Consider the following 20,519-nt stretch of genomic DNA (forward strand, 5'->3'; position numbering starts at 1 on the left):
ACACAGGAGAGAGACGATGAAATATATGATTCCGATTGCAATGGGCTGCGCGATGCTGGCCGGTTGTTCAAAGCAGGACAATGAAGCCGAGCAGCCGGCGATACTGGACGCCGGACCGGAAGCCACGATCACAAAGGTCGATGATATTCCCGACGCGGTGCGTTCCGCTGCGCTGGCAGAAATTCCGGGCATGGTGATCAGCGAGGCCGAACGCAAGGAGCGCGACGGCATGGTCTTCTATGATGTGGAAGGAACGCGGCCCGATGGCAGCGAGGTCGAGCTGGATATGCTCGAGGAAAACGGCGCCTATGTGGTGGTCGAAGTGCAGCGCGATCTGGCCTGGGCCGATGTCCCTGAAAACGCGCGTGCCGCAGCGCCTTCAGGTCTGTTTACGCCGGTGCGGGTGATCGAGAGCTTGCAGCAGGACGGAACCGTCATTTACGAGCTGTTTCAGGACGGCAATCCGAAAGAACCATCTGCTGAAATTGCTGTCAAAGACGGCAAGGCGAAAATGCTAACCGAACGCTGGAAATATTGACGGCGAAGGCCCGACCTTCAGAGCAACTGCTGTGCGTTCATCCAGTTCCATAGCAGCTCCGGCCAGATAGCAACCGGTAGTCCCGCGGTCTTCATCAGGCCGAAGCCATGTCCGCCTTTCGCGAAATAATGGGCCTCGACGGGCGTTCCGGTCTCGCCGGCGGCTTGGTGCAAACGCATGCTGTTAGCGACGGGAACGACATCGTCATCCTCGGCATGGAGCAGGAACAGGGGTGGCATGTCCGCCCGGACATTTTGCTCGGGTGAATGAAGTGCGGTTAGGGCGGCATCCGGCTTAGTACCGATCAGCCGGTCCCGGCTGCCGATATGGGCGATCGCCGAATCCATCGACACGACCGGATAAATGGCAACCAGCGCATCAGGGCGGGCGGGGGCCGCGTCCGCAATATCTACCGGATCATAGACGCCAGCATCAAAGCGCGTCATCAGGCTGGTGGCAACATGGCCGCCTGCGGAAAATCCTGCGAAGGCAATGCGCGCCGGATCGATCCGCTCCAGTTTCGCGCGGCTTCTGACCAGCCGAACCGCCCGCTGGGCGTCGGCCAGCGGAACGTCATTTCCGTTCGCCCAGCCGTTGGCCGGCAACCGATAGAATAAAACATAGACGGTGGTTCCTCGGTCCCGCAGAAACCGCGCCAGTTCATAGCCTTCCTTGTCGACCACGCAATATCGATATCCGCCGCCGGGGGCGATGATGACCGCCGTGCCGTCGGGTTCTGCTGGCCGGAAAATATCGAGACGCGGCTTGACGATATTCTGTGCGATGCGGTCGCTGGCCAGGGGATCATCACTGCGCTGAAGGACCTCTTCGGCAAGACCGTCAGGGATATCCAATATATCGTCTGGCCAGAGGAAGAGGCTATCGTCCGGACGGATGTGGGCCGGCCGGTTCCATCCCGAGCCGCCGTCAGAATATCTGCTGGCCGAAGGTGATTGCGACTGGGACCTGCAGGTGGCTGCGGGCAAGACAAGGCCAGCCACCGACCCAGCCAACAATGTTCGCCGACGAAGCGTCACGTCCTCACCGGGCTTCCGGCGCGATCATTTTCCTGTCCCGCGCATCGCCGCGTCCCGTTCGCTCAGATTTTCTGACGGGGCGGGTCCCGTCTGGCCGGGATATAGTCCGGACAAGGGTTCCATCGTCTCCAGATCCCACTGGCTTTCGTCGAAGGCCGAGCGCACAGGCTCCGTCACCGCCGGATAGGCGCTGACCTCGTTTTCATCATCGATAATCTCGCCGCGGCCTTCCGCTACAAAATATAAAATACGGATCTCTTCCTTGTCCCGTGCCCACGGCCTGGCGCCCACGCTTGCGAGCACCGATGTTTCCACGTCGCGGGAGGAGAGGATGCGCATATCGTCAGTCGACGCCATCGGCTGTTTTACGGTGACCAGCCTGGCTTGGGTTTCACCATAGCGACCGAACATCGGCAGCGCCTTGCCATGTCGGTCAACGGCCAGATTGTCGCGACCATAATATTTCAGGTCGCCGTCACCGCCCAGCATCAGGAAAGGAAGCCCGTCGTTGGTATCATTGCCGCCCCGCATGACATTGCCGATCGCGGTTATTTCTCCGGTGACATATTCTTGCCCCGCCCATTCGAGGTTCATCAGATTATAGTGCACCGCGCGATGGCCGGGATTGTAAATGACGTTGTTGACCATCAGACCCTGCGCGCCACCTTTCAAAAGCGGATTGCGTTCGACATTATGCGCCCAGAGATTGCGGTAGAAGACGATGCCGGTGGCATTGTCGTGAATCAGCGAGCCTTTGCTATGTTCGCCCTTGGGATGGCTGGCGTCGGCCAGGCCTTCGGCTGCAAGATTGTTTGAGAATGTGATATTTCGGCTGGTTCCCTGCCGCCATTCCTCGATGCTATCACCGGTGAATCGCGGACCGGATGCAGACATGTTTTCATCAATGGCCCAGAGGAAGGTGCAATGGTCTACGATGACATTATGGGCCCGCACGGTCGAAAAAGCATCCGCTTCCCACCCGCTGCGCTTGGGCTGTCCGTCGACGCCCGTATAGACCCGCAGGTGGCGGATGATCACGTCATGGGTTCTGACGTCGATGCCGCTTTTGATGATGGTGATACCCGGTCCCGGCGCGGTTTGCCCGGCAATCGTGATATAGGGTTCATCGATGGTCAGATTGCTTCTGCCCATGTCTATGACACCGGCCACTTCGAATATAATGATCCGCGGGCCCTTTTGCGCGATAGCCGCTTTCAGTGATCCCGGACCGTCCGGAGCCAATGTGGTAACCCGGACAATTTTACCGCCGGCCCCACCTCTGGTTTGCGCCGCCGGGCCAACGGCACCGGGGAAAGCGATTCTGTCTTGCGCGATCGCTCCTGAGGCTTGAAAGCCCGCAAATCCGGCCAATGCGATCCATATTAGCACCAATTTTTTGATCATTTTTTCTCTCCCAACAATTCTCTCTTGACATAAGTTTTCAGAAGCAGCAATAAGAATGACACCGGTTACCGTATAAAGCCGGATTGAAATTAGCGTGAATGGAGGAGAGGCATGACCAATTGGTTCCACTTTTCTGAAAATTATGTAGCAACCTGTCAGCTGTTTTTTTGCTTTGCAGAGTAACCGGTGTCATTTTGACTATTCGGGCTGACTTTTGAAGAATTTTTGGGAGGAAATATAATGAAAAACAATTTTGGACATGCGCGCCGTTCCGCTGTCGCTGCGCTCGCGTGCAGCGTATCACTGGCCGGTTTGCTGGCCGCGCCTGCGCATGCACAGGATGGCGAGCAGGCCGCGGACAGTGACGAGGTTATCGTCGTTACCGGCTTTCGGGGAAGCCTGAACGCGGCATTGGATGAAAAGCGTCTTGATGCCGGCGTCGTTGACGTCATCAAAGCTGAAGACATCGCCGATTTCCCGGACTTGAACCTCGCCGAGTCGCTGCAGAGGATCCCGGGCGTCGCGATCGACCGTCAAGCTGGTGAGGGACGCCGTGTTACGGTTCGCGGACTGGGCGGTGATTTTACCCGCGTCCGCATCAATGGCCTGGAAGCCATTTCGACAAATGGTGGTTCTGACGCTTCCGGCGGCACCAACCGTTCGCGTTCCTTCGATTTCAACGCTTTCGCTTCCGAACTGTTCAACGAACTGAAAGTTCGCAAAACCCAGTCGGCTGCAATCGAAGAGGGGTCTCTGGGTGCGAATGTTGAATTGAATACCGGGCGACCTTCCGATTATGGCGTTGGTCTAACCGGCGCGGTCTCGGTGCAGGGTTTTTATAATGATCTGTCGGAAGATATCGGGCCTCGCGTTGCCGGACTGCTATCTTACACCAACCCTGACGAAACATTCGGTGCGCTGGTTTCCATAGCCTATTCGGACCGCGACATTCGCGAGGAAGGTTTCTCGTCGGTCCGGTTCGATGATTTGGGGACGTTCCGGTCTGCAAATGGCGAAGATTGCACCGGCAATCCGACGGGCGGCGCCTGTGAGGAATTGCGCAACGCATATTATGCGCGGATCCCGCGCTATGGCCGGCTGGATTATCAGCAGGAACGCATTGGTATCACCAGTTCGCTGGAGTTTCGCCCCAGCGACCGGTTCAGCGTCACGTTCGACGGACTATATTCGAAATTCAACGGAGTCCGCGACGAAGAATTTCTGGAAGCTTTCGTGCGGAGCAACACCGACAATTTTGACGTAACCGATTATACTGTCAATTCAGACGGCGTTATCACACGGCTGGTTGCCAACGTGCAGCCCGATGCTGCAAACGGGCTCGTCCCGATCCGCAGCGAACATCGCCGGGATATCTTGTCCAATGAATATTACCAGATAACCGGCCGCCTCAAATATGATGTGACCGACACATTGCGGTTCGATCTACTTGGCGGAATTTCGGTATCCGATTTTAAGGTTCCGCAGCAGGCAACCATATTCTTTGATGCTGCCGACGCGGTCAATGGCTATTCCTATGACTTTACCAATGGCTTTGATACGCCTGCGATCAGCTATGGTGATCTAGATGTTACCGATCCTTCGTCATTTCTGTTCACGCAATATCGTAACCGTCCGCAGGGCGTTAAGAACACCTATGATACGCTACAGCCGAACCTTAGCTGGGAAGCCAATGACAATATTACATTGCGCGCAGGCTATAGTTACAAGAAATTTGAATTCTCCACTTTCGAAGGCCGGGCCGAGGGAAGTGTTGACGGTCTGCCAGGCTTCACAACTGCACCTGTGGTGTCCGATGCGCTGGCCGGACTGGTCACCGATTTTGGCAAGGGTCTAGGGGCGTCGGGTATCGATACCTCCTGGGTCTCGGCCAATTTTGAAGCGTCAGCTGCATTGATCGACCTGTTCAGCATCGAACCGGTCCAGCGCCTCCAGGATACCCGCGGCGTGGTGGAAACAGACCATGGCGGTTACGTTCAGGCCGACTTCAATTTCGAGTTAGGCGGAATGCAGCTGCGGGGAGACGCGGGCGTGCGCTATGTCGAAACCAAAACCGCTTCGACCGGTTTTGTCGGCACGACCAATGTAACGCTCACCCGCAAATATGACGACTGGCTGCCATCCGTTAACCTGGTTCTGGAGCCGGCATCCGACTTCCTCATTCGCGGCGGTGTGTCACGGGTGATGGCGCGACCTTCGCTTGGCAACCTGACGCCGGGTGGTTCGATCGACTCCTTCGCGGGCCCTCCCTACACGCTCAGCCTTGGTAACCCGGGTCTCGATCCCTATCGCGCATGGACCTACGATCTGAGCTTTGAATGGTATTTCCAGCCAGAAAGCCTGCTGGCACTGTCGTTGTTCCGCAAGGACATCAGTTCGTTCTTCTTGCTGAGCGATACCATCGAAACCACGTTCAGCCAGACCGGTCTGCCGAATTCGGTGGCTTCGCCCACCAGTCCCTTGGGGATTGATCTGGCGAATGGACTGGATCCACGCGTAGACATCGAGCAACAGGTGAACGGGGGAGATGCCAAGATCGAAGGTCTTGAAATCGTTTTCCAAACGCCCTTCACCTTCCTGCCGGGTCTTCTGAAAAATTTCGGTGTTACAGCAAACTACACCTATGTGAAATCGGACGATATCATCGGCTTTTCACCGCATAGTCTGAACGGAACGCTCTATTATGAGGATGAAAAATTCAGCGCGAGGGTGACGGGAGCATATCGCGACAAATATGTGACCAGACGCCCCAACGCCAGCGGTCGCACCGAAGGCCGGGAAGAGCGGGGCGTGGCAGCGACGTTCAACCTCGACTTTTCGACATCTTACCAGTTGACCGAAAAGCTGTCGGTGACCTTCGAAGCGATCAACCTGACCGACGAGGTCGAGCACCAGACTTTCGACCGGTTGGAACTGCCGACCCTGTATCACCACACCGGTCGCAATTTCCTGATCGGAGCGCGGTATAATTTCTAGATAATTACCCCGCTTTGAATATCCGGCGTTCGGGTCTTCAATTCTGGTTCCAATCCCGGAATTTTACAGACCGTTTCGCCAGCCAGGGCCGATTTCCACTCTCCCGGAAATCGGCCCTTTCGCATGTGCGGGCGATAATGTGGTGAAGACAGATAATTTACCGTCCGTCTCTTGGTGCCGTCAAAGCCTTCCAACTAAGCTCTATTTCTCCGGAGCCGCCACCGACTGCCGCTCGACAAATGTAGACGCAAGCATGGCATATTCGGGTTCACTGATACCCGGTACGGGCGGCAGAAATTCGGAGACGAGCATGTGCGCCGCGTGCGCGCCCATTTCGCGTATCGGCCAGCGCACCGTGCTGAGGCGGGGCCAGATATGGGTGGCCGTCGGGGAATCATCAAAGCCGATAATCGACAATTGTTCGGGGACGGAAATCCCGTTGCCTAGCGCGACTTGCATCACGCCCGCGGCCATTTCGTCGTTACTGGCAAATATTGCGGTCGGCCGGTCCTTCAGTGACAATAATTTATGTCCCGCCTCGGTTCCGGAATCTATCCGGTAATTGCCCTGAGCTATGAGTTCTTCGGACATCGTCAGTCCAGCGCCACGCAGGGCATCTTGAAATCCCAGCTCGCGCTCCCGTGCGGATCGAAAGCCCTGGGGACCTCTTACAAAACCGATGCGCCGGTGTCCGAGTTCAATCAGCTTGCGACAGGCCTTTTCGACGACTTCTCTGTCATTTGACGATATGCATTTTCCTGGTTCGTCAAGCTCGGCAGAGCCGATCCGGACATAACGGACACCCAGCGACTGGCACAATTCGGTCAGATCATCATTTTCGGAAATTGGTGGCAGGAGAAGCGCGCCAATCGGCCGCTGTTTCTCCAGGAATACCCTCACATTTTCCAGCATATCGTCGGAATCGCGATCCACGGGACGGACGAGAAGCGCGAGATCACTATCCTTGATCGCATCGAGCACGCCATTCTGGAAATTGAGGACCGTCTGGGCATTCGGATTGTCATGCAGCAACACGATGAGAAAATTCCGTCGAAAGGCGAGCGCCCGCGCCTGCGGATTTGGCACGAAGCCCAGTTCCGCGATCACCGTTTTGACCTTCTCTCTGGTCTTCTCGCTGATCAGGGGTGACTCGTTGATAACGCGGCTGACCGTCTTTTTCGATACGCCCGCCAGGGCCGCAACATCGTTGATCGTTGGCTGTTTTGTCTTCGGACGATTTGCTCTTGTGGGCATTCAGAAAATCCGTGTGTTGATCGGTATCATATTTCGAACCCGACAGGGCAATTTCCAGCGTTATCTGCACGGCGGCATAGCGCAAATAGATCATTAGGTCGACCGCATGCCGAAAAGCAATAGAAACGAAAGCTACTTGTTTTTGACACCGGTGTCTATTAAGGAAATTTGGGCAAAGAGGAATTATCGGCATGCAAGAAAATTTGGGACATCAATCGATCGCGGAAGCTTTTGTCGACGCGCGCAAGACGGCGTCTGCCTTTCACTCTTATCCCGGTGAAATTCCGCAATCGATGGATGAAGGCTATGCGATCCAGGATATCGCAATTGCCCTTGATGGCCGTCAGATCGGCGGGTGGAAAGTGGGCCGTGTGCCACCCGATCGCGTCGAAAAATTTGCTGCCGAGCGATTGTCGGGCCCGATTTTTGTCGATGAAATCACAGATGCCGCAAATGGCGATGTGCCCGAGATGCCCATTTATGGTGACGGATTTGCCGCCGCAGAAGCCGAAGTCTTGTTGCGCCTGGGCTCGGTGCCTCAGGAAGAATGCGATATCGACACGGTCACGCGTTATATTGATGATGTCCGGGTGGGCATTGAAATCGCCAGTTCGCCCTTTTCGCAAATCAATGGCTATGGGCCAGCGGTCACAGTTTCCGATTTCGGCAATAACAAGGGTATCGTTCTGGGCCCATCGATCGCGGAATGGCGGGATGCCGACTTGCTGACGATGCCGGTCAGTTTGCAGATTGACGGTGAAACCGTTGGTTCAAACAATATGGCTGACATGCTGGACGGGCCATTTGGCTCGGTCGTCTTCCTGCTGAACCTGCTCAGAAAGCGGAACAGAGCGATTACTCCCGGGATATGGGTGTCGGCAGGGGCCATTACCGGAGTTCATGATGTCGAGAGCGGGCAGACCGTCAAAGCAGGATTTGGCGATAATCTGGAAGCAAGCTGCAAACTGGTAGCGATCTAGCACACGGATCAAAGTCCAGGCCACTATTGTGAGCCGGCCGAAACGAGACAGGAATTATACATGAGCCATGAGATTGCCGAGCTACTGGACGCCAGACTGGCCGCTGCACCCGTCGTGCCTTTAATCGAAGCAAGCGATCCCGAGGTGGCAATCGCGACGGCCGAAGCCCTCAAGGCAGGAGGGCTCAGCGTGGTCGAACTGGTTCTCCGGACCGATGCTGCGCTCGATTGTCTGTCGGCCATTGTCGATTCGACCTCTGGTATCATTGTGGGTGCAGGCACTGTCCTCACCGTGGAGCAGGCCGAGGTGGTACAGTCGCGCGGCGCCCAATTCGTGGTGTCGCCGGGGCTGGTCGACGATGTCGCCCGCTTCTGTATCAATGCCGGACTGCCGTTTTTCGGGGGCACAATGACCGCCGGCGAAGTGCAGCGGGCCTATGCGCTCGGACTGCGGACGGTAAAGTTTTTCCCGGCCAAACTGGCGGGCGGGGTCCCGATGCTCAAGGCGTTCAGTTCGGTGTTCCGGGACATGCGTTTCATGCCGACGGGCGGTGTTTCAGCCGATAATCTCGCAGAATTTCTGGCGCTGCCGTCGGTCATCGCCTGCGGCGGAAGCTGGCTGACCCCAAAAGATGCAATCGCAGCAGGTGATTATGAAGCCATCACAAGATTGGCGCGGGAAGCGATCAAGATCGCCCGCCCGACAGATGCATAGGGAAGGATAAGAGATATGGCGGAGTTTTTGTCATTTGGTGAAATCATGTTGCGGCTGAAATCGCCGGGGCATGAGCGCTTTTTTCAGTCGCCGGCGTTTGAAGCGACGTTCGGAGGCGGCGAGGCCAATGTCGCCGTAGCGCTGAGCAATTACGGCCTGTCATCCGCTTTTGTGACCGCGCTTCCGGACAATGATATTGGCCAGCATGCGATAAACGAAGTGCGCCGCTTCGGTGTCGACACATCGATGATCCGCCGCAGCGGCGACCGGGTGGGCATCTATTATCTCGAATCGGGTGCAAATCAGCGACCCTCGAAAGTGGTATATGACCGGGCCCATAGCGCAATCTGCGAATGTGGCCCCGGTGACTTTGACTGGCCGACCATATTCGAAGGTGCCAAATGGTTGCATATTACGGGCATCACGCCGGCGCTTAGCCAGTCAGCCGCCGATCTCAGTCTTGAATGCCTCAAGGAGGCGAAAAAGGCGGGGGTGACGGTGTCCTGTGATTTCAATTTCCGCGGCAAGCTGTGGAAATATGGCAAGGCGGCGCCGGAGGTGATGACCGAACTCGTGAGATATGTCGATATCGGCATTGCCAATGAAGAGGACTGCCAGAAATCGCTCGATATCAGCGTCGATGTCGATGTGGAGACCGGCGAACTTGATACCGCAAAATATGAAGCCCTGTCCGAGAAAGTGCTCGCGCTTTACCCCGACATGCGCACCATCGCGATCACATTGCGGGAAAGCCAGAGCGCGGATCGCAATGGCTGGTCCGCCTGTTTGCGTGACCGCGAACAGGGGTTCAAGCTCTCGCGTCACTATGAGATCACCGATATTGTCGACCGGGTCGGCGGCGGCGACAGTTTTGCCTCGGCGCTTATTTATGGCCTGAATGCCTATGATGACAAACAGCAATCGCTGGAATTCGCGGTGGCTGCGAGTTGCCTCAAGCACAGTATCCTGGGCGACTTCAATCGGGTCAGCGTAGATGAAGTGCAGAAGCTGATGGCTGGAGATGGTTCGGGAAGAGTGCAGCGCTGATCGCCAATTGAGGATAACAGGCTGTTCTGCATGGCCGAAACGGGGAGAGGCAATGATGCGATACCGAGAGAACAAGACGACCGGGGGCCTGGCTTTGGGTGAGCATGCTGTCTTTTCCCGGCGGCAAATGCTTGTCACAGGCATCGCCGCCACCGCACTGGCCGGCTGTTCCAAGGCGCCGGGCTCAGTGTTCCGAACGGCCGAGTTTCATCCCGCAAGCTATCCCACATCTCTGGCGATCACCGAGATGGGCCGCCTGATGGAAGGCTATTCGGATGGCCGGCTCTCGATCAAACTATATGCTGGCAGCCAATTGGGGGCGGAACGGGACACGCTCGAAATGACGACCTTTGGCGGGATTGATATCAACCGGGTCAGTCTCGGTCCGCTCAATTCGATAGAGCCGATGACCAATATTCTGGGGCTCCCCTTCCTGTTCAACAATGTTGCACATATGCGCGATGCGATGGACGGCGCGCCGGGACGGAAAGTCCTTCGCTCGCTGGAACCGCATGGCCTGATCGGTCTGTGCTTTTACGATTCCGGCGCACGTTCTTTCTACAATACGAAACGTCCGATCCGGACGCCCGAAGATATGGCAGGCATGAAATTGCGCGTCCAGAACAGCGATTTGTACGTCTCGCTGATCCAGGAACTGGGTGCCAATCCGACCCCGATGTCATTGGGCGAAGTATATCAGTCGCTGGTGCAGGGGGTTATCGATGGCGCGGAAAACAACTGGCCATCCTATTTCGAAGGGCGCCATTTCGAGGTCGCGAAACATTATAGTCTGACCCGTCATGTTATCGCGCCCGAAGTGCTGGTCATGTCGCGGCAGCTTTGGGAACGGTTGACTGCAAGCGAGCAGGAGATTGTCCGCAAATCCGCCCGTGAATCGGTGCCCTATATGCGCAAATTATGGGATCTGAAAACGCTGGATGCCGAAAAGACGATCCGCGCCAGCGGCGTGGAGGTGAATGAGGTGGACGACCAGCAGGCCTTTGTGGAGCGGGTGCAGCCCGTATGGCGCGACTATATCGAGACGCCGGCGCAACGAAGGCTGATCGACGAAATCGCGGAAATAGGAGCGGACCATGCTTGATCATATCACGGCGTTCAACGCACGACTAAGTCAGGTGATTTTGTGGATAGCCTCAGCTGGCCTCGTCGCGATGACATTGATTATCGGCTGGCAGGTCTATGCACGCTATGTCCTCAATGCCAGTCCGAGCTGGTCGGAGCAGACCGCGCTGCTGTTGATGACCTGGTATGCGGTGCTGGCTGCTGCGGCGGGCTTCAATGAAGGTTTCCATATCCGGATATTGGCGCTGCAAAATGCGCTGCCGGAAACAATAGCCAGGCTGATGCGTCTGATGGCCGAACTGGTGGTCATAGCCTGTGGCTTCATGATGCTGATCTGGGGAATAGAACTTACCAATATCATTTCGAGCCACGTCATTCCCTCGCTGGGGATTTCGCGCTCGTGGGCCTATGTGCCGCTGCCTCTCGCCGGCGCTGCCATCATTTTGTTCTGCAGCACACGGTTTGTCGGAGAATTGCTGAGGCCCGGCTGGACCGCAGAGAAACCGATCGAAGAAATTTTGGCCGACGCGGGAGATTTATGATGGAGCTGTTCATTCTGCTCGGTGTCCTTCTGCTCATGCTGGCGCTCGGCGTGCCGGTGGCCTTTGCCTTGCTGACGGCAAGCGCGGCAGCGTTGCTTGCGCTCGATATTCCGCTTGCCGTGTCGCTGCAGAGAATGGTGGCCGGGATCAGCGTTTTCTCGCTGATGGCGATCCCTTTCTTCATCTTTGCCGGCGACCTGATGTACCGGTCCGGCATTGCGGGACGGCTCGTCGATATCGCCGAGGCCTCGCTGGGCCGGGCCAGAGGCGGGCTCGGACAAGTCAATATCGGCGCGTCGATGCTGTTCGGAGCGGTGTCGGGGTCGGCCATTGCCAATGTGTCGGCCATGGGCTCGACCATCTCTCCGCTGATGGAGAAAAGAGGCTATGACCGCGACTATGCCGCGAATGTGAATATTACCGCGGCCATCGTCGGGCTGTTGATCCCGCCCTCGCATAATATGATCATTTACGCCGCCGCTTCCGGGACCGGCGTGTCGATCGGCGACCTGTTTCTTGCCGGGATCATCCCCGGCATCGTGACCGGCGCCATGTTGATGGTGGTGGCATGGCTGGTCGCCACAAAACGCGGCTATCCTGCGGGTATCTTTCCCGGATGGCGTCCGTTTCTGCGCGCGGTAACATTCGCGTTTCCGGGCCTGCTGACGGCCGTCATCATCATTGGCGGCATATTGAGCGGGATTTTCACGGCGACCGAATCCTCGGCTGTTGCTGTGCTCTACACTATCATGGTGGGCGTGCTGGTGTACCGCACGATCGGCTACCGGAAATTCGTCGAGTCGGCGATGTCGTCGGTCCGGATCACATCAATGGTGCTGTTGATTATCGGCGCGGCGGGCAGTTTCGGCTATGTGCTGGCAATCCTTGAAGTGCCTTCGGATCTAGCCGGTCTGATCAACGCTGCGACAGACAATCCGATACTGGTCCTGCTGATCATCAATGTCATCCTGCTATTGCTCGGGACATTCATGGACATGTCGCCTCTGATCGTGATCACGACCCCGATCTTCCTGCCGATCGTCAGCGCGCTCGGCATCGATCCGGTCCATTTCGGCGTGATCATGATGCTTAATCTGGGCATCGGTCTGGTGACACCTCCGGTCGGGTCGGTGCTTTTCGTCGGTGCGGCGGTCGGCAAGATTTCGGTCGAAGAAACCATCCGGACGATCTGGCCTTTCTATCTGACATTGATCGTGGCGCTTATGATGATCAGCTATATTCCTTCGCTGTCGATGGCGCTGCCCAATCTGCTTAATTAGTCTGGAGACAATCCGGGATCGGATATTTTGACACTGGTTACTTGAAAAAGAAACTTTCCAGGAGGTAGTGAGTGAGGCCCACTCTGACTGGTTTGATCCTCACCCTTATACTGGCTGTAATGGTCGGATCCGCGATGCCGGTGTCGGCACAAAAATCGCAGGAAGCGCTCAGAATATCGAAAGATATGCGGCATCTTGAGATGTCGAGGGCTGGCTTGGTTGCCGCATTTTCGGGACCACAGAATTCGATTCTGCGTCGAACTTGTTCCCACAGCACAAGAAAAAAAGAGCGATATCCCGACTGGCATCGAAGCTAGTCTAGGGCGACCACCTCAAATAAGTGATTCCAACTTAACTTGAAGTTGATTCCAGGTTGATTTCAAGTGACGCCGAGATCGAAAACTGTAAATCCGAAAAAATTATTTATTGTTCAACTACTTAAGTGGTGCACCCGAGAGGATTCGAACCTCTGGCCTCTGCCTTCGGAGGGCAGCGCTCTATCCAGCTGAGCTACGGGTGCCGGGGCGGTGGTCCGCCGGCTGCGCATCTAGCAGCGGATTTGCCGCTTTGCCAATAGATTATTCTGCGCCGGCAAATCGCCTGCCGGGCGCGGCTCAATCTGCGCTTTCCTCCTTCGGAATTTTCTCGATTTTCTGGAATTTGCCGAGGCCGCAGGCGCCGCGCGTATCAAGCCGGCCGCCGGTCTGGCTGAGGACATGGATGATGTCGACGTTGCACAGCCGGTTGGTCGATGTCTTGTAGGAAAAGGCCTCTTCAAAGCCGAGACCGCTGCATTTGTTGGGCAGATTGTTGCGGTAGATATCGCCGTTGCGCATCTTGAAATCGATGGTCTGGTCGTCGATCACATCGGTCGAGCGGATATTGGAGCGCATGATGCAGCTTTGCGGCTCGCCAATTTCGCGGATTTCATATTTGTCATCGTCCGAAGCTCTCTCGGCGGCAAAGGCGACGCTGCCGGCGGCGAGGGCGGAGGCGAGGATGAGAGGGGTCTGAAAGCGCATGTTCTTCTCCTGCGGATGGTTGCCATCTGGGTACGAATTTACATCGCTTCACATTTCGCGAAGCTGAATAAAATACGCAATGATGCGGAGCAGCTCAGGCGGGCGCGGGTGTCTTCTTCTTGAACCGGCACAGATCGGCGACCGGACAGCGCCAGCATTCCGGCTTGCGCGCCTTGCAGATATAGCGGCCGTGCAGGATCAGCCAGTGATGGGCGTGGACGCGGAACGGGGCGGGGGTCTGCTTCTCCAGCTTTTTCTCGACCGCCAGCACGGTCTTGCCCGGCGCCAGACCGGTGCGGTTGCCGACCCGGAAAATATGCGTGTCGACCGCGAAGGTCTCCGCGCCAAAGGCACAGTTCATCACGACATTGGCGGTCTTGCGCCCGACGCCGGGCAGCTTGACCAGCTCGTCGCGGTCGGCCGGTACCTCGCCGCCATATTCGGCGATCAGCATTTCCGACAGGGCGATCACATTCTTCGCCTTGGTATTATAGAGGCCGATCGTCTTGATATGCTCCTTCAGCCCGTCGAGGCCGAGATCGACCATCTGCTGCGGCGTTGTCACCTCGGCGAACAGCTTGCGCGTCGCCTTGTTGACGCCGATGTCGGTCGATTGCGCGGACAGGGCGACGGCGACGACCAGCTGATAGACATTGCCATAGTTGAGCTCGGTCTCCGGCGAAGGATTGTCGGCGGCGAGGCGGGCGTAGAATTCGAAGATATCGGCTTTTTTCATGCGCGCCGTCATGGCCGGTCGGTGACGAAAATACAATCACCGGGCTGATGGTCTCATTGCTCCGTGCGACGCTCGTCGAACCATTGCCGCATGATCGCCGCCTGACAGCCGGTAAAGCCGAAGGTGCCGACCACCGAACAGCTGCCCGGACGGCCGGGGCGTGCGGCTTCGTCATGCGAAGCGACGACCGAGGACCAGCTTTGTTCGCCGGACTGTTCCTCTTCGCTTTCGCGCAATTCGGGCGGGATGCGATAGCGTTCGGATTCGGGCCGCTGCGCGCAGACGACAATCTCGTCGCCCTGCGCCTCCGGACATTCGTCGTCACCAAAGGTCACGAGAATGTTGATCCGTTCCGGCGTGTCGAGATCGGGGGCCGGCTCGGCAACGGCGCTGGCGGACCAGAGCAGGCTGGCGATCAGGCCGGTGGCTGCAAAATTTCTGAAGGACATGACTTCCGGCCTTTTTTCTTGACCCGCCCCGTCGACGGCAACCCCCCGGTCGTGCATCGTTGTAAAAATAGAAATGTTGCGCTTTACTGAACAGACGGGCGGCACCGGCAAAAATCAGCCATATTCGCGGGTGCCGCCATGGTATTGCCGGATCAGGGGCGCGAAATCATCCCGCCGTCGAGCACCAGCGTCTGGCCGATCATCCAGGAGGAAGCGCGCGAGCACAGATAGAGGGCAGTACCGGCGATATCCTCCGGCGCGCCCATCCGGCCGCGCGGGATTTGCGAGATCGCCATTTTGGTCATGTCGTCATTCTCGACAATCTGCTTGGTCATGTTGCTCGGGAAGAAGCCGGGCGCAATCGCGTTGACGTTGATATTATAGGGGGCGAGATCGGTGGCCAGATGTTCGGTCAGGTTGATCACGCCGGATTTGCTGGCGGTATAGGCATAGGTCGGCATGCCCGAGTTGCGGATGCCGTTGATCGAGGCGATATTGATCACCCGCGCCGGTTCGTCTGCGCTGCCGGAGACCTTCAGCAGCGGCAGGAATTTCTGGGTGGCGAAGAAGATCGACTTGATGTTGATGTCCATCACCTTGTCCCAGCCCGATTCCGGGAAATCCTCGATAGAAGCGCTCCAGTTCGCGCCGGCATTGTTGATCAAGATATCGATTTTCTCTTCGCGTTCGCCGATCGCCGCGACCAGCGCCTCGATGCCTTCGACCTTCGAAAGGTCGGCCGGGATCGCGATACATTCGCCCAGTTCGGACAAGTCGGCGGCCATCGCCATCAGCCGCTCTTCCTTGCGGGCGGTGATATAGACCCTCGCGCCATTTTCGATCAGGCCGCGTGCCATCATCGCGCCAATGCCGCTGGATCCGCCGGTGACCACGGCCACTTTGCCTTGCACGTCAAATAGGGTCTTCATCGTCACGCTCGTTCTCCTGTTATCATTTTGGCGGCCAGTCCTTTCACCCAGTCCTTTCACATCGTCCCGCGAAAGTCCACGCACGAGTCGGGGGCGAGGGTCGGTTGCTGTTCGGACCTGCCCGCGGCCCGACGCTCAGTCGCCCTGAACCCGGTCCATCATATCCATGAAATCCCGCGCCGAATTGCGGTCGGCCTCGTCCTCGAACGCCTTGTCGAGATCCAGGTGCGTTCCGAGCATATAGAGCACTGCCCATAGAGCGAAGCGCCGCCCGCGATCCTTTTCCAGACCGAAGTCGACGCGCATATGTTCGATACCCGCGTTCATCGCTTCCGGCTGGATGGCGGCAAGGTCGGCGGTGCCGAAATAGCGTTGCAGCTGGTCATCAAAATCCATGGGGCGGGCTTATGCTGTCCGGTGGATATTGGCAAGCCGGGTGACCGATACGGCGCTCGGATCTGCGGACGGCGCGCAGGCAACAGGGACGGATTCCCCCCTCCACGAGGAACGGATCGCCACCTCGCGCGTATTCTGGGCATGGGGACAAGAAGGACAGCGACGGAGATTTTTTCCTGGACGACAATCGGCCTGTCGCTGGCGCTGATGGCGGGGATGGCTCTTGGCGACCTGACCCGGCAAGCGATGCACGCCCGCCTGTCCGTGCCGCCGCCGGTCGATCCGGTCGAACGCTATGCGCTCGGGCAGAATGCCTACGAGATGCCTCATGTGCGGACCCGGACGTCCCCGGCGCAGCCTGCGCAATATAACGACGCCGGCCATGAAATCGGCCGCTATGAGAATGGCGCCCGCATTCTGGTACCGGAGGAACCGGCCCGCAAACGCGACCGGCTGCGGATGGAACGGCTGCAGGCCTGGAATGACGAGAATTTTGGCGCTGATGGCGGTTATGAGAATGATTCAATCGGTTATGCCGGGACTCGCCGGGATGATGGAGCCCCGATCGATGTCGGCGCGGTCATGGATGCTCCCGAAATGGGGGCCGTGCGGGCAAGCGGGGTATAGGGAGTCAGCACCGGACGGAGAGCCTGCCGTCTTCGAGTGGCAATCGCCGCCAGAGTCGTCTTTCCGGCGAAGCCGATCTGGCGAGAATTTCGGCTTTGGTTATTCAGGCTTTGCTTCTATCGATAGGCGAAACCGATCTGTCGCCGGCCGTCTCTTGGCCGGACGGCAAGATCGGGGTGATATCCATGGTGATGGAGCAATATCCGTGAAACCGGCCAAGATGCTGAGCCTTGTCACCACCCTTTCTATGGCCGCGCTGACTCTCGGCTTCGCGATGCTATGCTATGATAGAATGCAGATATCCTACGGGCCAACGGGCCAATATTTTGATGCCCGCAGCGGGGTCACCTTCAGCGATGACGCGGTGCTCGTATATGGCCTGCTCACGATAGTTGGTTGCATCGCGACGATTTGGTCGACCTGCTGGATGATCCGGGTCAGGCGTCGCGGAGTTTTGCGGAGGCGCAGAAACACTGACGATTGATTAGTGGGGCGATAGCGCTGCGTCATCGCAAGACCGGGAGTGGGGCCGTCCTGCCAGCCAGATCTAAAACCCCAGGACCCCGTCCATCCCGTACCGCCCGGCACTCTGCCCGACCAGCCAGCCAGCCGCCTTCACCGCACCCCGCGCAAAGATCATCCGGTTCTCCGCCCGGTGGGTCAGTTCGATCCGTTCCTCGTCGCTCGCCAGGATGACCGTGTGATCGCCGGCGACCGATCCGCCGCGCAGCGCCGCAAAGCCTATCGCGCCCTTTTTGCGCGCGCCGGTGATGCCGTCGCGGCCGCTTTCGCTGTTGGTGGCCAGGTCGATGCCGCGGCCGCGCGCGGCGGCTTCTCCCAGTAATTTCGCGGTGCCGCTGGGGGCGTCGACCTTGTGGCGGTGGTGCATTTCGACGATTTCGATATCCCAGTCATCGCCGAGCCTGCTCGCCGCCTGCTCGACCAGCGCCGCCAGCATATTGACGCCGAGCGAAGTGTTGCCGGTCTGCAGCACGGGGATTTTGGTCGCCGCCTCGTCGATCGCGGCGTGATGCCCGGCCTCCAGGCCGGTGGTGCCGATGACGATGGGTTTCTTCGCCGCGACACAGGCATCGAGCGTCGCCTGCAGCGCTTTCGGGGAGGAGAAGTCGACCAGCACATCGCTCGCCGCGACCAGCGCCGCGATATCGTCGCCCTGGTCCGCGCCGCCGGCGTGGGTCTGCCCCGCTTCCTCTATGGCCGCGACCAGCGCCTGTCCCATGCGGCCCTTGCTGCCGATAATTCCGATGGCTGTCATTATGCTTGTTCCCGTTCGTCCTGAGCGCGATCTCGTCATCCTGAACTTGTTTCAGGATCCACTTATCCTCTAAGCAGTTTCTATGAGACGAAATGGATGCTGAAACAAGTTCGGCATGACGAAGAAAGGCAATATGCTAAACCCGATCAACAATATCGTCATCCTCACCGGCGCCGGCGTCAGTGCCGAGAGCGGGGTCGCCACCTTTCGCGGGCCGGACGGGCTGTGGGAGGGGCAGCGGGTCGAGGATGTCGCGACGCCCGAAGCCTTTGTCCGTGATCCCGACCTGGTGCAGAAATTCTACGACGAGCGCCGCGCCAAGCTGAAGGCCGTGCAGCCCAACGCCGCGCACATGGCGCTGGCGAAGCTCGACAAGACATGGGCAGGGGAACTGCTGCTGGTCACGCAAAATGTCGATGATCTGCACGATCGCGCCGGATCGAAGCGGCTGCTGCATATGCACGGCGAGCTGAACAGCGCCTGGTGTCTGGCGTGTGATGCGCGTTCGCCGTTCGACGGGGTGATGGCTTCTGGCCCGCCCTGTCCCGAATGCGGCCAGTCCGGCAGCCTGCGCCCGGACATCGTATGGTTCGGTGAAATGCCCTATCAGATGGAGCGGATCGAAGCGGCGCTCGCCCAGTGCGACCTGTTCGTCTCGATCGGCACATCCGGCGCGGTCTATCCGGCGGCCGGCTTCGTCCAGACCGCCCGCTATCACGGCGCCCGCACGCTGGAGATGAATCTCGACCCGTCGGAGGGCAGCTTCCATTTCCACGAAAGCCGGATGGGCAAGGCGGGTGCGCTGGTGCCCGACTGGGTCGAGCAGGTCCTCTCGCACGGCCTCTGTTAGGGGCCGACGGCGCGGTGGGGACGATGAAGGGCAGTTGTCATTGCGGCGCGGTGCAGATCAGTGTCGCGGCGTCGCCTGTCGAAGTGCTGCGCTGCAACTGCACCCTGTGTCGCAAGACCGGCTGGCGCGGTGGCTACTGGCCGCCCGGGGACGTGACCATCGCCGCCCAGCCCGACGCGATCAGCCCCTATGTCCAGGGCGACCGGACTATCACAAGCTGGATCTGCCGCCGCTGCGGCTGCTTCACCCACTGGACCCCGCTGACGGCGTCGCCCGAACGGATGGGCGTGAACATGCGGATGTTCGAGGCAGAGGAGTGGCACCATCTGCCGGTGCGCGAAGTGGACGGGGCCAGGGGCTAGGTTGTCGCAGCCAATAGCGTTCGACCATTGGCAAAATTGCCTCCAATTTGCAAAAGGACGGGTAGTTCAGAAACTGCATAAGGATCGATTCCCTCTGGGAAAACCGGTAGGTCTATCGGACAGACCGGTCGTTTCACGACCGGGCTATGGAGAATTCCGGTTTCTTCCATCCCCTTTTGATGGACAGGCTTCGAACCCTGTATGGACAAATTACACAGGTAGGCAAAAAGGACTTCCCTTCTCAACATGTTGATGTTTACTAAGTGCGGGCGCCGATTTGCTCAGGTTCATGTTTCATGGCGGGCCTATCGGCATCGAACCTAGATACGGGGAAATATAATAATGAACGATAATGAACGGAAGTCTGCAAGCGGAGCTGGCAAGAAAATATATGAAAAGCCGGAACTTGTTCTGTTGAGTAATGCTAAAAGTGCTGAGGGGAAATCTTCTTATGCCACAGTGGAAGATGCAGTATTTACTTCTACAACTGGTCCGAGCTAACCCGCAAACATCGCCGCAACACTGCCCGCGAGATAGGATGATGGCCCGCTATATTCTGATGTGGTAGCTGGTGACGCACGGTTAGCCGGTTCCGCGCCCAAGTGCGGGAGTTTCCTGGTTTCCTGCGCTTGCGACGAATTGTTTTCGGTCTTTTCTGTCTTCGCGTCGCCTAAACTGACCAGTAAAGAAGGCTTTTCTTCTCATTCGGATAATGCTTAAGATTGACAGGAGCGGGTTCGCTCCTAACCAACTATTCAAGCCAAGAAACCCGGCATTAGGGAGGGTAGAAGGGAATGATCATGAATTACAAAAGCCAAATAGCGTCAAGCCAGACCGTCTCTAGCGGCAAGAGAGTATATCAAAAGCCGGAGCTCGTTTTGTTGAGTGACACGGCGAGCACCGAAAGCAAAACTTATTCTACGACTGAATTTGCTTCCGGCCCCTTTACTGTTGGTCCAAGTTAAATAGCCGGCATCACTACGTGCTACGCGGCTCCCG

At 57.8% G+C, this 20,519-nt stretch carries 22 protein-coding genes and 1 tRNA gene; 13 read left to right on the forward strand and 10 right to left on the reverse strand.

Annotation, left to right across the window (positions count from 1 at the left end; translation table 11 throughout):
* Nucleotides 1-16: 16 nt before the first annotated feature.
* Nucleotides 17-538: a PepSY domain-containing protein gene (locus tag CHN51_RS08280; protein ID WP_206170034.1), complete on the forward strand. Its 522-nt coding sequence runs from the start codon at nt 17-19 to the stop codon at nt 536-538.
* Between the two features lie 17 nt (nt 539-555).
* On the opposite strand, the gene CHN51_RS08285 is transcribed toward CHN51_RS08280, so the two are convergent.
* Nucleotides 556-1,392, reverse strand: a complete 837-nt coding sequence (locus CHN51_RS08285) for an alpha/beta hydrolase (RefSeq protein ID WP_240616917.1) — start codon at nt 1,390-1,392, stop codon at nt 556-558.
* A gap of 207 nt (nt 1,393-1,599) precedes the next feature.
* Nucleotides 1,600-2,979, reverse strand: a complete 1,380-nt coding sequence (locus tag CHN51_RS08290) for a pectate lyase (RefSeq protein ID WP_240616918.1) — start codon at nt 2,977-2,979, stop codon at nt 1,600-1,602.
* A gap of 240 nt (nt 2,980-3,219) precedes the next feature.
* Here CHN51_RS08290 and CHN51_RS08295 point away from each other — a divergent pair, with 240 nt between their 5' ends.
* Nucleotides 3,220-5,973, forward strand: a complete 2,754-nt coding sequence (locus CHN51_RS08295; RefSeq protein WP_100093594.1) for a TonB-dependent receptor — start codon at nt 3,220-3,222, stop codon at nt 5,971-5,973.
* A 201-nt stretch (nt 5,974-6,174) separates the two neighbouring features.
* On the opposite strand, the gene CHN51_RS08300 is transcribed toward CHN51_RS08295, so the two are convergent.
* Entirely contained in the window at nt 6,175-7,227 is a 1,053-nt protein-coding gene (locus CHN51_RS08300) for a LacI family DNA-binding transcriptional regulator (RefSeq protein WP_100093595.1), read from the reverse strand.
* Between the two features lie 191 nt (nt 7,228-7,418).
* Between CHN51_RS08300 and CHN51_RS08305 the strand changes: the two genes are divergently transcribed.
* Genes CHN51_RS08305 through CHN51_RS08330 form a run of 6 tightly spaced genes read left to right on the forward strand, consistent with a single transcriptional unit; the run spans nt 7,419 to nt 12,873 of the window.
* On the forward strand, nt 7,419-8,207 hold the full coding sequence (locus CHN51_RS08305; protein ID WP_100093596.1) for a 2-keto-4-pentenoate hydratase: 789 nt from the start codon (nt 7,419-7,421) through the stop codon (nt 8,205-8,207).
* Between the two features lie 60 nt (nt 8,208-8,267).
* Entirely contained in the window at nt 8,268-8,921 is a 654-nt protein-coding gene (gene eda / locus CHN51_RS08310) for a bifunctional 4-hydroxy-2-oxoglutarate aldolase/2-dehydro-3-deoxy-phosphogluconate aldolase (protein WP_100093597.1), read from the forward strand.
* A gap of 15 nt (nt 8,922-8,936) precedes the next feature.
* Nucleotides 8,937-9,968 carry a sugar kinase gene (locus CHN51_RS08315; protein ID WP_100093598.1) on the forward strand — a complete coding sequence of 344 codons (1,032 nt, stop codon included), beginning with the start codon at nt 8,937-8,939 and terminating at the stop codon, nt 9,966-9,968.
* Between the two features lie 52 nt (nt 9,969-10,020).
* Complete coding sequence (locus CHN51_RS08320; RefSeq protein ID WP_206170036.1) at nt 10,021-11,070, forward strand: TRAP transporter substrate-binding protein; 1,050 nt, start codon at nt 10,021-10,023, stop codon at nt 11,068-11,070.
* Nucleotides 11,063-11,593, forward strand: coding sequence for a TRAP transporter small permease (locus CHN51_RS08325; RefSeq protein ID WP_100093599.1), 531 nt, complete (start codon nt 11,063-11,065; stop codon nt 11,591-11,593). The genes CHN51_RS08320 and CHN51_RS08325 overlap by 8 nt, the downstream gene beginning before the upstream one ends.
* Complete coding sequence (locus CHN51_RS08330; RefSeq protein ID WP_240616919.1) at nt 11,590-12,873, forward strand: TRAP transporter large permease; 1,284 nt, start codon at nt 11,590-11,592, stop codon at nt 12,871-12,873. The genes CHN51_RS08325 and CHN51_RS08330 overlap by 4 nt, the downstream gene beginning before the upstream one ends.
* Before the next feature lie 443 nt (nt 12,874-13,316).
* On the opposite strand, the gene CHN51_RS08335 is transcribed toward CHN51_RS08330, so the two are convergent.
* From CHN51_RS08335 to CHN51_RS08360, 6 genes are all read right to left on the reverse strand, one after another.
* A tRNA-Arg gene (locus CHN51_RS08335) sits at nt 13,317-13,393 on the reverse strand.
* A 94-nt stretch (nt 13,394-13,487) separates the two neighbouring features.
* A complete protein-coding gene (locus CHN51_RS08340; RefSeq protein WP_100093601.1) occupies nt 13,488-13,895 on the reverse strand; it encodes a hypothetical protein in 408 nt (135 codons plus the stop codon).
* Between the two features lie 94 nt (nt 13,896-13,989).
* Nucleotides 13,990-14,631, reverse strand: coding sequence for an endonuclease III (gene nth / locus CHN51_RS08345; RefSeq protein ID WP_100093602.1), 642 nt, complete (start codon nt 14,629-14,631; stop codon nt 13,990-13,992).
* A gap of 53 nt (nt 14,632-14,684) precedes the next feature.
* The gene (locus CHN51_RS08350) at nt 14,685-15,080 is read right to left on the reverse strand and encodes a hypothetical protein (RefSeq protein ID WP_100095487.1); all 396 of its coding nucleotides are present in this window, start codon (nt 15,078-15,080) and stop codon (nt 14,685-14,687) included.
* Between the two features lie 152 nt (nt 15,081-15,232).
* Nucleotides 15,233-16,009, reverse strand: coding sequence for a glucose 1-dehydrogenase (locus CHN51_RS08355; protein ID WP_100093603.1), 777 nt, complete (start codon nt 16,007-16,009; stop codon nt 15,233-15,235).
* Nucleotides 16,010-16,144: 135 nt separating this feature from the next.
* Nucleotides 16,145-16,405, reverse strand: coding sequence for a hypothetical protein (locus CHN51_RS08360; RefSeq protein ID WP_100093604.1), 261 nt, complete (start codon nt 16,403-16,405; stop codon nt 16,145-16,147).
* A 141-nt stretch (nt 16,406-16,546) separates the two neighbouring features.
* Between CHN51_RS08360 and CHN51_RS08365 the strand changes: the two genes are divergently transcribed.
* Both CHN51_RS08365 and CHN51_RS08370 read left to right on the forward strand, forming a co-directional pair.
* Complete coding sequence (locus tag CHN51_RS08365) at nt 16,547-17,032, forward strand: hypothetical protein (RefSeq protein ID WP_100093605.1); 486 nt, start codon at nt 16,547-16,549, stop codon at nt 17,030-17,032.
* Between the two features lie 205 nt (nt 17,033-17,237).
* Complete coding sequence (locus CHN51_RS08370; protein ID WP_100093606.1) at nt 17,238-17,516, forward strand: hypothetical protein; 279 nt, start codon at nt 17,238-17,240, stop codon at nt 17,514-17,516.
* Between the two features lie 63 nt (nt 17,517-17,579).
* Here CHN51_RS08370 and dapB read toward each other — a convergent pair whose 3' ends face one another.
* Nucleotides 17,580-18,308, reverse strand: a complete 729-nt coding sequence (gene dapB, locus CHN51_RS08375; protein WP_100093607.1) for a 4-hydroxy-tetrahydrodipicolinate reductase — start codon at nt 18,306-18,308, stop codon at nt 17,580-17,582.
* A gap of 115 nt (nt 18,309-18,423) precedes the next feature.
* Between dapB and CHN51_RS08380 the strand changes: the two genes are divergently transcribed.
* From CHN51_RS08380 to CHN51_RS19700, 3 genes are all read left to right on the forward strand, one after another.
* Nucleotides 18,424-19,158 carry an NAD-dependent deacylase gene (locus CHN51_RS08380; RefSeq protein ID WP_240616920.1) on the forward strand — a complete coding sequence of 245 codons (735 nt, stop codon included), beginning with the start codon at nt 18,424-18,426 and terminating at the stop codon, nt 19,156-19,158.
* Nucleotides 19,159-19,181: 23 nt separating this feature from the next.
* Nucleotides 19,182-19,520: an aldehyde-activating protein gene (locus CHN51_RS08385; RefSeq protein WP_100093608.1), complete on the forward strand. Its 339-nt coding sequence runs from the start codon at nt 19,182-19,184 to the stop codon at nt 19,518-19,520.
* A gap of 342 nt (nt 19,521-19,862) precedes the next feature.
* Entirely contained in the window at nt 19,863-20,021 is a 159-nt protein-coding gene (locus CHN51_RS19700) for a hypothetical protein (protein WP_164089052.1), read from the forward strand.
* Nucleotides 20,022-20,519 lie beyond the last annotated feature (498 nt).

This window comes from Sphingorhabdus sp. YGSMI21 (assembly GCF_002776575.1).
In the GTDB taxonomy this organism is placed as follows: Bacteria; Pseudomonadota; Alphaproteobacteria; order Sphingomonadales; family Sphingomonadaceae; genus Parasphingorhabdus.

What these genes read in the sequence shown, in the direction of transcription:
- CHN51_RS08295 (WP_100093594.1), top strand. Translation starts at nt 3,220, where the DNA reads ATGAAAAACAATTTTGGACATGCGCGCCGTTCCGCTGTCGCTGCGCTC.
- CHN51_RS19700 (WP_164089052.1), top strand. Translation starts at nt 19,863, where the DNA reads ATGAACGATAATGAACGGAAGTCTGCAAGCGGAGCTGGCAAGAAAATA.
- CHN51_RS08330 (WP_240616919.1), top strand. Translation starts at nt 11,590, where the DNA reads ATGATGGAGCTGTTCATTCTGCTCGGTGTCCTTCTGCTCATGCTGGCG.
- CHN51_RS08300 (WP_100093595.1), bottom strand. Translation starts at nt 7,227, where the DNA reads ATGCCCACAAGAGCAAATCGTCCGAAGACAAAACAGCCAACGATCAAC.
- CHN51_RS08355 (WP_100093603.1), bottom strand. Translation starts at nt 16,009, where the DNA reads ATGAAGACCCTATTTGACGTGCAAGGCAAAGTGGCCGTGGTCACCGGC.
- CHN51_RS08340 (WP_100093601.1), bottom strand. Translation starts at nt 13,895, where the DNA reads ATGCGCTTTCAGACCCCTCTCATCCTCGCCTCCGCCCTCGCCGCCGGC.
- CHN51_RS08320 (WP_206170036.1), top strand. Translation starts at nt 10,021, where the DNA reads ATGATGCGATACCGAGAGAACAAGACGACCGGGGGCCTGGCTTTGGGT.
- CHN51_RS08380 (WP_240616920.1), top strand. Translation starts at nt 18,424, where the DNA reads ATGACGAAGAAAGGCAATATGCTAAACCCGATCAACAATATCGTCATC.
- CHN51_RS08385 (WP_100093608.1), top strand. Translation starts at nt 19,182, where the DNA reads ATGAAGGGCAGTTGTCATTGCGGCGCGGTGCAGATCAGTGTCGCGGCG.
- CHN51_RS08350 (WP_100095487.1), bottom strand. Translation starts at nt 15,080, where the DNA reads ATGTCCTTCAGAAATTTTGCAGCCACCGGCCTGATCGCCAGCCTGCTC.
- nth (WP_100093602.1), bottom strand. Translation starts at nt 14,631, where the DNA reads ATGAAAAAAGCCGATATCTTCGAATTCTACGCCCGCCTCGCCGCCGAC.
- CHN51_RS08290 (WP_240616918.1), bottom strand. Translation starts at nt 2,979, where the DNA reads ATGATCAAAAAATTGGTGCTAATATGGATCGCATTGGCCGGATTTGCG.
- CHN51_RS08305 (WP_100093596.1), top strand. Translation starts at nt 7,419, where the DNA reads ATGCAAGAAAATTTGGGACATCAATCGATCGCGGAAGCTTTTGTCGAC.
- CHN51_RS08280 (WP_206170034.1), top strand. Translation starts at nt 17, where the DNA reads ATGAAATATATGATTCCGATTGCAATGGGCTGCGCGATGCTGGCCGGT.
- dapB (WP_100093607.1), bottom strand. Translation starts at nt 18,308, where the DNA reads ATGACAGCCATCGGAATTATCGGCAGCAAGGGCCGCATGGGACAGGCG.
- eda (WP_100093597.1), top strand. Translation starts at nt 8,268, where the DNA reads ATGAGCCATGAGATTGCCGAGCTACTGGACGCCAGACTGGCCGCTGCA.
- CHN51_RS08325 (WP_100093599.1), top strand. Translation starts at nt 11,063, where the DNA reads ATGCTTGATCATATCACGGCGTTCAACGCACGACTAAGTCAGGTGATT.
- CHN51_RS08360 (WP_100093604.1), bottom strand. Translation starts at nt 16,405, where the DNA reads ATGGATTTTGATGACCAGCTGCAACGCTATTTCGGCACCGCCGACCTT.
- CHN51_RS08365 (WP_100093605.1), top strand. Translation starts at nt 16,547, where the DNA reads ATGGGGACAAGAAGGACAGCGACGGAGATTTTTTCCTGGACGACAATC.
- CHN51_RS08315 (WP_100093598.1), top strand. Translation starts at nt 8,937, where the DNA reads ATGGCGGAGTTTTTGTCATTTGGTGAAATCATGTTGCGGCTGAAATCG.